Here is a 12,825-nt window from a genome sequence, read left to right on the forward strand (position 1 = left end):
TTCAGTCAAGTTTTTTTACCACACAGCCTGCTTGCCCTTCGGAAGTCGCGTGAAGAATTGGAAGCGTATCCTGATCACCCGTTCCGTATGCGAGAAAGACACCGCCGGTGCTTTCACCAGCGATCACGTCAAACGGCACTTCTGGATCGAGTTTGATCCAAGAGGGGTCTTCGTCGGCACGAGACAAGTCAAAATTGAAGGGCCATGCGAGATCTTCGATAAGCTGTGAAGACGAGTTTAGGTCAGCGATGATGATCATCATTCTTAGAGCGTCAGATTTGCCGCACAACGGATGTTGTCATTCTTTTCAAGCTTTCTAGTGCCAATCTTACTCTTCAGCACCAAAATTAGGCATTGACATTCACATTTATCTGAAGGTTAATCGCCATTAGATAAATGTTTGGAGTACCTCCATTGAATTGGCCTAATCTTAGTCTTTCCCGTAGACAAGTTGCGATCGCAGTCTGTACCTGCCTAGTTTTAATTGGCTTTCACTTCCATTCTCCCCACGGAGCCTCAGCCAAGTCCTCCACCAACCAGCTAGAAATTGTGGCTGAACTCACCCAGGGGGCAGAAGTCGGAAATATTGCCGTTACGGCAGATAAGCGGATTTTTTGTAGCGTCCATAGCTTCTTTGGCAACCAAAACCGGGCCATCGAAGTACTTGATCAAAGAAATTGGCAAATCTATCCCAATTCAGATTGGGGGAAAGCCCCGGATGCCAGCCCTCCCAATTGGTCAGGTCTCAACAATACGTTGGGAATTCAGGCAGATGGTAGGGGGAATATTTGGTTCTTGGATAATCCTAATCCCGCCTTTCCCACAGGACGCTTAATTGCCTGGGATACGCGACGAAACGAACTTCATCAGGTGATTTATTTACCCCCACCCGTGATCACAGAGAATGCCTTTCTCAATGATTTTGCGGTGGATGCCAAGCATGAAGCCATTTACATTGCCGATACTGCAGGTGGACCTGATGCTGCGCTGATTGTGGTTGATCTAAAGACTGGTTTAGCCCGTAGAGTTCTGCAAGGTAGCCCAAATACTGTTCCAGAAGACATCGATATCGAGATTGACGGTCGCGTCATTTCCTTAGGAGAGACTCCAGCCCGAATCGGCGTTAATCCCATTACCATCGATCCGGCCTATCAATGGGTTTACTTTGGGGCAATGAATGGCAGATCGCTCTTTCGAATTCGCACCTCGGATTTATTGAATCAATCCTTAGATGAGCAGCAATTAAAGCAAAAAGTCCAACGCTATGGCGATAAACCAATCAGTGACGGGATTACGGCGGATAGTGCTGGCAATATTTACATTACAGACATTACGGCAAATGCGATTGGTGTAACCAACGCCGCTGGCAAATATCAAATTCTCTATCAAGACGATCAGAAACTGAGTTGGCCAGATGGCTTAGCAATTGGCCCCGATGGCTATGTTTATGGAACGGTCAATCAACTCCACAAATCACCTTCTTTAAATGGGGGTAACAATGATGCGATCGCACCTTTTTTGATTGTTCGGTTCCCTGCTTTAGCACCTAGCAGCGTCGGTCGATAAAAACAAGATCTCAGCCCCAGCGTTTATCCCAGGAAGATGGCTGATTATCCTTGAGCTTGAAAGTTCAACTGCCCATCAATCCCTTGAACTCATTAGGACGATATTTCCCTGCCAACCATTACAAGTCAGCAGGAAAATGGGTATCGTTGACGCAGTCGCTTAAGCCAATTAACTTACGTTGAGCCTCATGAACTGGAAGGATTGGGAAGTCGACTCTTTCTATATCAGCTTTTATATGCTGGCTAGCTTAAGCCATCTGAATCCTTAATCTCTCAGCTACCTTGAAGGGCATCGATAACGGAATCAGGACGTTGTTGCTTGGGAGTAACTCACCTCTTCTTCGCCAATTGCCATCAACCTTAGCCATCTGTAGTTAGAAGCGATAGCCTTTGCAAAGGTTGGGTACACCATATAATTGACGCCAAATTCTTGGCAAACTTCAGCCACGATTGGAGCAATTTGGGGATAGTGAATATGACAGATTTGAGGGAATAAGTGGTGTACAGCTTGATAGTTGAGTCCACCCACATACCAGTTTAAGAAAGGATTACGAGGCGCAAAGTCCGCAGTTGTTCTCAACTGAAAAATTGCCCATTCATCTTCAATCTGGTTCGATTCGGGATCAGGCTTAGGGAAGTCAATGCCCTCCATGACATGGGCCAACATAAAAATCTCACAGACAATGGCTCCATAGGTCCAATAGGCGATACAGAAACCCAACACTATCTGTAAGGGAGAGTATCCCACCAAATAAGGGGTGACCATAAAGAACGACACACCGATGATTCGCCCCACCCAAAAGGTGACGTAATCAATGGGTTGCCTGGTTGGAAGGGTGTTGGTTTGATAGGGGGTATTGCGGATAAACCGTTGAATATCTCTGAAATACCAATAAATAGGAATAAAGGGATAAATAAACCAAATCCAATAATGTTGCCATCGGTGGTGAGGCTTATGGTCCGTATGGGGCGACATACGAACGACGCCATCTCCCTCGATTTCGTTGTCATACCCTTCAATATTGGTGTAGATATGATGGAGCTGATTATGGCGAAATTTCCATAAAAAGCTAGAGACACCAATAACGTCGTAACAACTGCCAACAATCCGATTGACCAGGGGACTCGACGAGTAACCACCATGATTGGCATCATGGCCTACGCTCATACCGAAGCCAGCCACTCCCATTCCTAAGGCCACACATCCCAGTATCTTGATGGCAAGATTGGGTGGCCCAAAGAGGATGATGCTCCAAGCGGTCAGCGTCCAAGCGGTAATCACTAGCGTCTTGAAATACATCGCTGGATTATCCCGAGGCCTGATATTGTTTGTGGCGAAATATTCGTTAACCCGTCGGCTCAATTCTTTCCTAAACCCGACGTTCCTGGCAAAGGTAACTTGTGGATTTGTCAATTTCGATACCTGTTTAGTTGATCGAATTTTATATCTAAACCTTGCCCTTAAATGAGAAATATTGGATTTCAGATAGTTATCTTAATCAAATAATGATGGAACGTTGGCCAGCACTACAGTAAATCAGGAAATACTGAGAACTGTGAAAAGTTGTATATCGACCTCCAAAAAGTCGCCATTCAAGGATATACAGGCTTTTTTGTTATCTCATCAAGACTCAATATTGAGCGAGATGACGAGATTAGGGACCTGGGAACAAAGGACCCACTTCACCGGATTTCCACTGGGGATACTTGCCCATAATTTGCTGAAAGAGGTCGGATTCTAAAAATTCTCCTAACCAAGTCTGTAGATGGGGCCAAGGTTGAGCATCAAACCAAGGTCGATCGGTATTGGCGAATTGGCGAACAAATGGAGCTATCGCCATATCTGCCCAGGATCTGTGCTGATCACAAAGATAAGTTGTTTCGCCTAGTTGATGATTCAACGTTTCCAAAAATTTAGAGCCCTCAGCCCGGTGCTCTTGGGCATTGGTGTTTTCGTAGCGTTGGGCGTACTTGTAGCGGTCTAGGTGATGCTTAAAATGACCATCACATGCCGCCACTAAAGCGTGCAGGTGTGCCATTTGCCCTGAATCTGCCCGAAGCCATACTTCAGAATCCTGTTGCTTAAGCGCCCACATCATAATTTCTAGGCTTTCTTCCAGGATAGAACCGTCCACCTGAACTAGGACAGGAACCGTTCCTTTAGGGGAAATATCCAGCATCTCCTGGGGCTTGTCTCGCAACACTACTTCCCGAAGTTCACAGATCTGTTGGCTAACGGTTAAAGCCAATCGCGCCCGCATGGCATAGGGACAGCGGCGAAAGGAATACAAGATAGGATAGGTTGCCATGGAAATTAGCCGGGTTGATGACGGGAATATTTCGCCCCGATGTGGACTTGATTTCGTTGCTTAGCCAGCTCGATCTGCCGCTGACGTTCAGCAAATCGTTGTTGTTGCTCTTCGGTTTTGGTGCCATAGCAGTGGGGACAACTTTGGCCAGGCACATAGTGCTCCGACTTCATATCCTCGGGACTAATGGGCGTGCGACAGGCTCGACATAGCTGATATCGTCCCGGCTTAAGGCCATGGCCGACGGCAACCCGTTCATCAAAGACAAAACAATCCCCTTGCCACAGACTTTCATCTTCTGGCACTTTCTCTAGGTAGCTGAGAATGCCCCCCTGCAGGTGAAAAACGTCTTCAAATCCTTCATGCCGCAATAAAGCAGTTGATTTCTCACAGCGAATGCCGCCCGTACAGAACATGGCAACTTTCGGCTTCTTCTGCAATTCAGCCTGTTCCTGTAGCCATTCAGGCAACTCTGAAAAACTTTTAGTGTTGGGATTGATAGCGCCTTTAAACGTGCCAATGGCTACTTCATAGTCGTTGCGTACATCAATAACCACCACATCTGGATCGGCGAGTAGCTGATTCCAGTCTTCTGGCTTCACGTATTCCCCAACGGTTTGGGTGGGATCAATGTCTGGCACCCCCATTTTGATGATTTCTTTTTTCAGTCGGACCTTCATGCGATAAAAGGGCCGTTTCTCCGACCAGGATTCCTTCGGTGCTAAATCTGCAAATCGTGGATCTCCACACAGAAAATCTAGGACCGTGTGAATGTTGTGGGGGAGACCTGCGATCGCACCATTGATTCCTTCTGTCGCTAAGAGAATCGTGCCTTGAACGTCATTATCTTGGCAGCATGCTAAAAGAGGGGCCTTCAACTCCGCATAATCTTGCAGCTCAACGAATTTATAGAAGGCAACCGTTAAAAATTCAGACATTAATGTTAATTGAAAATATCGAGGAATAAGCGAGGCAAAACCCTTCACCCTGAAGGTTTAATGCGTCAAGCTGTTTCCTATGTTAGGACATCCCCATACATCCTAGATATTGCAATAGCCCAAACATTGCCCCAACCGATCTTCCGAAAATATGGCTAGAGTCAAATAGGAGGCTCAATCAGATGTCTAAAAAGATTGACCAGCTGTAACAGATCTCAATTGGTTGCCCTGTTTTAGCACACTCTGTTCGCCATCAAATTCAACAAAAGTTGCCCCTGTTTCATCAATTGATTCCCCTAACTTAATATGGCGGGTAGACCCATTGATCGAAACCATAAACACAGGCTGATCACCCAAGTTAGTCCCTCCTAAAAACTTCCGCTCACCATTGCTCGGTGGGGTTAAAGGTAAGGGTTTAACAACTGGCAACTCATCCTCTTGGGTTGTGGCCTTAGCAGCAGCAATCACCGGTGTACTGGCAGGTTTAGGTGCAGCTACAGGAGCGGGGGCTTCTGTAACAGGAACGTACACTCGCTCAACATTATTGGGAATGGAAGCTGTAGTCGAGCTTGCAACACTCACCTTAGGCACATTTGGCAAACTCGGGAGTCCCGCGCTTGGGAGTGTTGCCACCGGTTTAGGTTGTGTTCTAGCCTTGGCAGCAGCCAATTTTGCCGCTTTCGTTTCTTGATGAATTCGTTCCAAAGACTGGCTAACATAATCAGCAAAAGCCACAGTTTCTGAGGGAACCTGAGGGAGCGCGATAGCCGATCGAGGGGCGGCTGCTACAGGGGCATGCTGTAACCGCAATTGTCGTCCGACCCAAAACATACTGATGCCTACAAGGGAGACACATGCTGATGTCATCAGTAGACGTTTGCCCGTTAGTTGATTTTTGTCAGAGTTTTGTGAGGATACTAAATCAAGGCTAAGGGAAGCCTCTAGATCCTCTCTCAGAGCCAAAGTTGAATCTAATGGTGTGTAGGGTACTAATAAATCGTCCCCAGGACGATCAGACGAGTTTTGTTCCCCAGTCTCTAGCAAAGCATATCCTACATGCTCATCTCCCCTCGTTGCTAAGGCAAAGCTTGAATCATCCAGCCCCACTTCCAGATCATGGAACAACTCATCCATGAGTTCGTCAGCCCCCATACTGGCGTGAGATGTAGGCAATACGGATGATTGTTGAGATTCATCGGTGCCTAATGTAGGGTTTGAACTGACTTCCTCAAACATATCTTTTTAGAAACGATCAAAATTTACTGCAAAGAGTACAAGAAGCTTAGCAAGTTTTAGTTTGGGCAGAAAGAACTACCCACTTCTCATAACCCCATTAAATAGCTTGCATCCAGTGTGCCCAATTCATTGCCAAAGAGATCCATCATTCTCAATCCCCACTCATTACGGAAAGAGTTGCCGCACAAAACGCAATGTATCCTTCCACACTTATGCTCATGAAGATAAGGCTAAGACCGTGTTTTGTCCACCGAAACCAGAGCTTAGGCATAAGGCAGACTGCACATTATGCCTATGGGGTTCACGAACAAAATTCAGGTCAAACGCTGGCTCTTGCAAGCCGACACAAGGCGGAAGTACTTTATGAGAAAGAGCCATCAAACTGAAGATGCATCCAAAGGCTGCTGATGCTCCTAATGTATGTCCTGTAGCTCCTTTTGTAGAGCTAACGGCGACTGCAGGTGGAAATAGTGCTTTAATTACCACAGCTTCTGCTTGATCATTTAGATGAGTGGCCGTGCCATGGGCATGAATGTAACCAACATCCGATGCCTTTAAACCACTGCGCTGCAGGCAATCTTGAATAGCGGTTATGGCAACCCGCCTACTGGTTTCAGGTGCAGTCATATGATAGGCATCCACCGTTAATCCTACCCCCAAGACTTGACCATATATTTTGGCCTGTCGTTTCTGAGCGACCGACTCTTCTTCTAGAACTAAAATAGCGGCCCCTTCCCCTAAAACAAACCCTTCCCGGTTTTGATCAAAAGGGTAGGCACCTGATTGAGCCATCGCACCCATTTTATTAAACCCAGCGAGGGTCAATGGTGTGATGGGGGCTTCAACAGCACCGACAATCACTCGCGAACAATAGCCTGCCCTTATCAGATCAGCTCCTTGAGCAATTGCCCAAATCCCTGTAGCACAAGCAGCACGGGGCGCAAGAATAGGGCCTTGAGCTGCAATAGACTGGGCAACGATTGAGGCAGGAGACACGCCATAAATGTGGACAAGTTGCTCTGGGTCAGCTAAAAGCAACCTCTCTTCACCATAAGAGGGAATGGAGGTGTGATAAGCAGATGCTCCCTTCTCCCATTGAAATTGAAAACCGCGACTAGACCCGATAGCAACACCACAATCAGTAATCGGTGGTGCTAGGCCTGCATCGTCCAACGCTTCAGACAAAGCAGGTTTTAATAAGTCTTCAAGATGACTAGGCTGAGAACCAACCAAGGCTAAAGGTTGGGCAGGGATCTCTGGAAAAGGATGGTAATGTTGAATCCCTGACTCACCACACAGTAGTCGCTGCCAAGTCTTATCCAGACTAGGTGCTAGGGCTGAGACTATCCCCATTCCAGTAACAACAACTTTGGCTATCATGCAGGATTACAAAATTTTCTCAAACCACAGTTGTTGTCCACCTTGCCATCATAAGGGTTGGCAGCTAAATCCGTTTTGAGCGTAGAGATTTTTGGCAGCTATATTTCTCTCATTGGTATTCAACGCAATTAGCCGACATTGTCGTTGTCGAGCCCGATCAATTGCGAAAGCCAGTAACCGGGAACCCACCCCTTGTCCCTGAGCTTCAGAAATAACGTATACATCCTTAAGCTTGGCTTCTAAACCCAGAGACCATAAGGAGTAAAAATAGTGAATTTGTGTGTATGCTACGCCTGATTCATTTGCCGCCACTGCAAGGGTGAAATCACACATCGGATCTTTCATCAACATCATTAAATGCAGGGTACAGTTTTTCTCGACTGGCTATCGGCATTTGCAAGTGTTCATGAAAAGCAATCAGCAAACTTAGCAATATATGACTATCACCTAAGTTTGCTAATCGTACTTGGCAGTCCACCATGGCCATAGAGCCACAAATACCCGCCTATCGCTTTAGATTCTCAATCCCTGCAGTAACTGTTGCAGATTCAATGCGATCACCCTGTTGGATCTGATCCACAACGTCCATACCTTCTGTCACATAACCAAAGACGGCATAGCTCCCATCTAGGAAATCTACATCGGCAAGGGCAAAATAGAACTGGGCAGACGCTGAATCAGGTAATTGAGAGCGAGCCATGGCGACCGCCCCCCGAGTATGTCGTAATTTTGGAGGCTTGTTTTCTCCTGCCGATTTCAACGTTTTACTGTAAACGGCTTGCTCAGCCCCTTCTGGCAGAATTTCCAAAGGCAGGTATCTGGCTTGTTTCGTCTCGGGATCAATATAGCTACCAGTCCCCAGCCGTTGTACAGGGAAATTAGGATCCTTACTTTGTGGATCTCCCCCTTGAACAACAAAGGGAGAGGGAGTCCGAACTACCCGATGAAAAGCAGTACCGTCATACACTTTTTTATCAACTAAATCGATAAAGTTCCCTGCTGTAATAGGAGCATCCTTACCATTAATGGCCAGGGTGATTGTTTTCCCATTGACTTGCAGTACTACCGTAGCTTCCCCTTGTAGTTGTGGTAGTTGGGCTAAGGGAGATGTTGATTCTGAACCCGGTACCCCAGTCGTTTCTGAATTGTCTTCTTGAGTGCTTTCAGATGGAGGAGAACCAGATGGTGACGCGCCACCCGTATCTGATGTACCTGAGGAATTGGAAGGAGCACTACATGCCATTAATAAGAACACGAGTACCATCACCCAAAATGATCTGAAGAAGCTGATAGCTTTAGTTGAGTGAAGCATAAGGAGTCAATACACTACATTTTTGGGTTTTACAAACCTTCCATGGGAACGCCCAAGAAACGAGCGATCTCAGCTGCTTGATTCTCAATTTTGTCCAGAGCCATAGGTTGCCCCGCTCGGGTGAGAGGAATATCATTACGCCCTTTGATTCTCAGATAGATGGTCCGTTGGGGATTGAGTCCCTCACGGATCTTGATCTGGACGGATTGAATATTCTCTAAAGGGTATGTTTGCTCAACTTTTCGGTTCTTGCCTGGGCGGCCCCAACGAAAGAGTCGAAATTTACCAGAATCTTGACTGAATTCATTAAAACCGGCTCCGACGTTCCAGCTTATGGTTAGCCATAAGTAGGTTGCGAGCAGTAAACCACAAGTACCGTAGAAGGAAAGAGCGATGCCTTGAGGGATAAAAATTAGATCAACAGCATTACCAGTTGGCAGGAGATCGACTTTGAAATAGCTAGAAAGACCAGCTAAGAAAAAACCAACCCCTCCAATGGAGACCATCGTCGCGATCATGTAATTGCTAAACCGGCGAGTCCCAAGAACTTCGTAACGCAAAGTTTGCTTATCTAATAGTTTCTGTGTGGTCATGGTCGGATAAGTTCTTGTGATTCCTAAACTAATGATGAGCACTGATATATGAGTATAAGCTGTCCAGCTCAACAATTGATGAGGCTATAGCTGACTCCTAAGAATCTATTCCTAGGTTCCCAATTGCAAGCACGCTTGCTGTCACATCCAGATACTACTAGCGTTATATATAAATTTGATGAGATCGATAAAGTGGTCAATTCAATATATGAAGTTTTATTTCAGTAGCCCTACATAACTTTACTTCTCTTAAGGCCTAGTTGATGGACAGTCATTTGGGGAGCCAACCCCCAAAAAACCGATGGTTGAGGTAGGTAAAGTTTTGTACTCAACATTGCACGTGAGGTGGCTAAACCTCTGTGGAAGTGCCTTTGTAGCCGCTACATTTTCTGACGAATCTCTGTTACATTTAGTGAATGATCTCTATAACATTTGGTTATGAAGAGGTGTAGGTTGAGGTTCTAGGGCGATTTACACTATTAATTCCCAGAACCCAAACTCTCGATTCCTTAGTCCGGTTTCTGAGAAACCTCACAAGGTTCGAAAGAAAATTTTGCGGCCTTGCAATTTTTAAGTTAGATCAAGAGGGTTTATTTCCATGACCATAGCAGTCGGACGCGCCCAGGAGCGAGGATGGTTTGACGTCCTCGACGACTGGCTTAAGCGTGATCGGTTCGTCTTTATTGGTTGGTCAGGTATCCTACTTTTCCCCTGTGCGTTTCTATCCATCGGGGGATGGTTTACCGGCACAACTTTCGTAACTTCCTGGTACACCCACGGTCTTGCTAGCTCCTACCTAGAAGGGGCTAACTTCTTGACCGTTGCTGTATCCACTCCCGCCGACAGCCTCGGCCACTCCCTACTTCTACTTTGGGGACCCGAAGCTCAAGGTGACTTCACCCGCTGGTGTCAGCTGGGTGGATTGTGGAACTTCACCACATTACATGGTGTCTTCGGCTTGATCGGCTTCATGCTGCGTCAATTCGAGATTGCCCGTCTAGTCGGCGTGCGTCCTTACAACGCAGTTGCCTTCAGCGGTCCTATCGCCGTGTATGTTTCCGTCTTTTTGATGTATCCTTTGGGCCAATCCAGCTGGTTCTTTGCACCTAGCTGGGGTGTAACAAGCATCTTCCGATTCTTGTTATTTGCTCAAGGTTTCCACAACCTAACCCTCAACCCCTTCCACATGATGGGTGTTGCAGGTATTTTGGGTGGTGCGCTGTTGTGCGCCATTCACGGAGCCACTGTTGAGAACACCTTGTTTGAAGACGGTCAAGACGCCAATACATTTGCTGCGTTCACTCCGACCCAAGCAGAAGAGACCTACTCCATGGTCACTGCTAACCGATTCTGGTCTCAGATTTTCGGGATTGCCTTTTCCAACAAGCGTTGGTTGCACTTTTTCATGTTGTTCGTTCCTGTGACTGGTCTATGGGCTTCTGCCATTGGCCTCGTGGGTATCGCTCTCAACATGCGTGCTTATGACTTCGTTAGCCAGGAAATCCGGGCTGCTGAAGACCCTGAGTTCGAAACCTTCTACACCAAGAACATTCTCTTGAATGAAGGTCTGCGCGCTTGGATGGCACCCCAAGACCAAATCCATGAAAACTTCATCTTCCCTGAGGAGGTTCTACCACGTGGAAACGCCCTTTAATCCGTCTGCGGCTGGTTATGACCGCGCAACCACTGGCTATGGCTGGTGGGCTGGAAATGCACGATTAACTGATCTATCTGGTCAGCTAACTGGTGCCCACATTGCCCATGCTGGAATGATTACCTTCTGGGCTGGTGCAATGACTTTGTTTGAAGTCTCTCACTTCATTCCTGAAAAGCCTATGTACGAGCAAGGCAGCATCCTGCTTGCTCACCTAGCCGCTGAAGGTTTTGGTGTTGGACCTGGTGGTGAAGTTATTAGCACTTATCCTTATTTTGTGATTGGTGCAATTCACCTAATTGCTTCTGCTGTCCTCGGTTTTGGTGGCCTTTACCACACATTCAGAGGCCCTGCTAAGTTTGAGGATTACTCTGATTGGTGGGGGTATGACTGGGAAGACAAAGAAAAGATGATGCAGATCCTGGGGATTCACTTAATCTTCCTCGGAATTGGTGCTCTTGCTTTTGCTGCAAAAGCCATGTTCTTTGGCGGTCTTTATGATCCCTGGGCTCCTGGTGGTGGAAATGTTCGCCTGATTACTAACCCAACTTGGAACTTAGGTACTTTCCTGGGTTACATTACCCGATCTCCCTGGGGAGAAGGTGGCTGGATCGTTAGTGTTAACAACCTAGAAGACGTTGTAGGTGGTCACCTTCTCGTAGGTGTTCACTACATCTTCGGTGGCGTTTTCCACATTCTTGTTAAGCCTTGGGGTTGGGTTCGCCGAGCCTATGTCTGGTCTGGTGAAGCCTATCTCTCCTACAGCTTGGGTGCCCTTTACATGTGTGGCATGATTGCTGTGGGTTATGTCTGGTTTAACAACACTGTTTACCCCAGTGAATTCTACGGTCCTACTGCTGCTGAAGCTTCTCAGGCTCAGGCAATGACCTTTTTGATTCGTGACCAAAGGTTAGGGGCGAACATCGCTTCTGCCCAAGGTCCTACAGGTCTTGGTAAGTATCTGATGCGTTCTCCTTCTGGTGAGATCATCTTCGGTGGTGAGACCATGCGTTTCTGGGATTTCCGTGGACCTTGGTTGGAGCCCCTTCGTGGACCCAACGGTTTGGACCTCAACAAGCTCAGAAATGATATTCAGCCTTGGCAAGCTCGTCGTGCGGCTGAGTACATGACTCATGCTCCTTTGGGTGCATTGAACTCTGTAGGTGGTGTGGCAACTGAGATCAACTCGGTGAACTATGTTTCTCCCCGTTCTTGGTTATCCACTTCACATTTCTGCCTTGCGTTCTTCTTCTTTGTTGGCCATATTTGGCACTCCGGCCGCGCCCGGGCTGCTGCTGCTGGTTTCGAGAAGGGCATTGAGCGGAAGACAGAATACGCACTATCTCTGCCTGATATCGACGCTACATCAGTTGACTAAGTTATCTTTAGTAACTTTGATAACTAGCTGAGTAATATCGGCAAGAAAGCCCCTGCCTAAAATAGGAGGGGCTTTCTTATGAGTATTTTCGTTGCTAACTTCAACAGATAAACAAGCTAGACCAACATCTAAAGTTGTTTAGGATTTAAAATAAATAAAGGAATTCTCCCAAGAGGTGCTGGAGACAATGCGCGAGTCTGACTTGACTGATCTACTCCAATGGACTTCCACTGCAGAAGCGAAACTCAAAAATATTCCGTTTTTTGCAAGATCCCAAGCAAGACAAAAGATTGAAGCGATTGCTCGAGAATCAAATTTGGATGTTGTCACTGTAGAGTTGGTCGAGCTAGCCCGTCTAGAATTTGGTCAATAATGCAGTTAGTTACTTGTGTATCGACTATATATGGCGTAAACAAACATGCCATTATTTGATAAGAATCAAAGCTATAAGGGTATTTAA

The 12,825-nt window shown here is 46.7% G+C and carries 13 protein-coding genes; 4 read left to right on the forward strand and 9 right to left on the reverse strand.

Going from position 1 to position 12,825, the window contains the following annotated elements; genetic code table 11:
- Position 1: 1 nt before the first annotated feature.
- The gene (locus AM1_RS04765; protein ID WP_041659181.1) at positions 2–262 is read right to left on the reverse strand and encodes a hypothetical protein; all 261 of its coding nucleotides are present in this window, start codon (positions 260–262) and stop codon (positions 2–4) included.
- A gap of 152 nt (positions 263–414) precedes the next feature.
- Here AM1_RS04765 and AM1_RS04770 point away from each other — a divergent pair, with 152 nt between their 5' ends.
- On the forward strand, positions 415–1,566 hold the full coding sequence (locus AM1_RS04770) for an L-dopachrome tautomerase-related protein (protein ID WP_012161668.1): 1,152 nt from the start codon (positions 415–417) through the stop codon (positions 1,564–1,566).
- Between the two features lie 303 nt (positions 1,567–1,869).
- Here AM1_RS04770 and AM1_RS04775 read toward each other — a convergent pair whose 3' ends face one another.
- The 8 genes from AM1_RS04775 to AM1_RS04810 all read right to left on the reverse strand — a co-directional run bounded on the left by AM1_RS04775 (position 1,870) and on the right by AM1_RS04810 (position 9,333).
- On the reverse strand, positions 1,870–2,865 hold the full coding sequence (locus AM1_RS04775; RefSeq protein WP_238549163.1) for a fatty acid desaturase family protein: 996 nt from the start codon (positions 2,863–2,865) through the stop codon (positions 1,870–1,872).
- A 355-nt stretch (positions 2,866–3,220) separates the two neighbouring features.
- Positions 3,221–3,874 carry a glutathione S-transferase gene (locus tag AM1_RS04780; RefSeq protein WP_012161670.1) on the reverse strand — a complete coding sequence of 218 codons (654 nt, stop codon included), beginning with the start codon at positions 3,872–3,874 and terminating at the stop codon, positions 3,221–3,223.
- Positions 3,875–3,879: 5 nt separating this feature from the next.
- Entirely contained in the window at positions 3,880–4,812 is a 933-nt protein-coding gene (trhO, locus tag AM1_RS04785) for an oxygen-dependent tRNA uridine(34) hydroxylase TrhO (protein ID WP_012161671.1), read from the reverse strand.
- 186 nt (positions 4,813–4,998) lie between these two features.
- Complete coding sequence (locus tag AM1_RS04790) at positions 4,999–6,048, reverse strand: hypothetical protein (RefSeq protein WP_012161673.1); 1,050 nt, start codon at positions 6,046–6,048, stop codon at positions 4,999–5,001.
- Between the two features lie 216 nt (positions 6,049–6,264).
- A complete protein-coding gene (locus tag AM1_RS04795; protein ID WP_012161674.1) occupies positions 6,265–7,428 on the reverse strand; it encodes a beta-ketoacyl-ACP synthase in 1,164 nt (387 codons plus the stop codon).
- 48 nt (positions 7,429–7,476) lie between these two features.
- Positions 7,477–7,782: a GNAT family N-acetyltransferase gene (locus tag AM1_RS04800; protein WP_083776694.1), complete on the reverse strand. Its 306-nt coding sequence runs from the start codon at positions 7,780–7,782 to the stop codon at positions 7,477–7,479.
- Between the two features lie 151 nt (positions 7,783–7,933).
- Complete coding sequence (locus AM1_RS04805; RefSeq protein ID WP_238549164.1) at positions 7,934–8,671, reverse strand: peptidylprolyl isomerase; 738 nt, start codon at positions 8,669–8,671, stop codon at positions 7,934–7,936.
- Between the two features lie 98 nt (positions 8,672–8,769).
- Positions 8,770–9,333 (reverse strand): photosystem I assembly protein Ycf4, encoded by a 564-nt coding sequence (locus AM1_RS04810; RefSeq protein ID WP_010477216.1) that lies wholly within the window; start codon positions 9,331–9,333, stop codon positions 8,770–8,772.
- Between the two features lie 598 nt (positions 9,334–9,931).
- Here AM1_RS04810 and psbD point away from each other — a divergent pair.
- The 3 genes from psbD to AM1_RS04825 all read left to right on the forward strand — a co-directional run bounded on the left by psbD (position 9,932) and on the right by AM1_RS04825 (position 12,738).
- Positions 9,932–10,987, forward strand: a complete 1,056-nt coding sequence (psbD, locus tag AM1_RS04815) for a photosystem II D2 protein (photosystem q(a) protein) (RefSeq protein ID WP_010471451.1) — start codon at positions 9,932–9,934, stop codon at positions 10,985–10,987.
- Positions 10,935–12,365: a photosystem II reaction center protein CP43 gene (gene psbC, locus AM1_RS04820; RefSeq protein ID WP_085945229.1), complete on the forward strand. Its 1,431-nt coding sequence runs from the start codon at positions 10,935–10,937 to the stop codon at positions 12,363–12,365. The genes psbD and psbC overlap by 53 nt, the downstream gene beginning before the upstream one ends.
- Positions 12,366–12,552: 187 nt before the next feature.
- Complete coding sequence (locus tag AM1_RS04825) at positions 12,553–12,738, forward strand: PCP reductase family protein (RefSeq protein WP_010477213.1); 186 nt, start codon at positions 12,553–12,555, stop codon at positions 12,736–12,738.
- Positions 12,739–12,825: the final 87 nt, after the last annotated feature.

Origin of the sequence: Acaryochloris marina MBIC11017, from assembly GCF_000018105.1 — a bacterium.
In the GTDB taxonomy this organism is placed as follows: domain Bacteria; phylum Cyanobacteriota; class Cyanobacteriia; order Thermosynechococcales; family Thermosynechococcaceae; genus Acaryochloris; species Acaryochloris marina.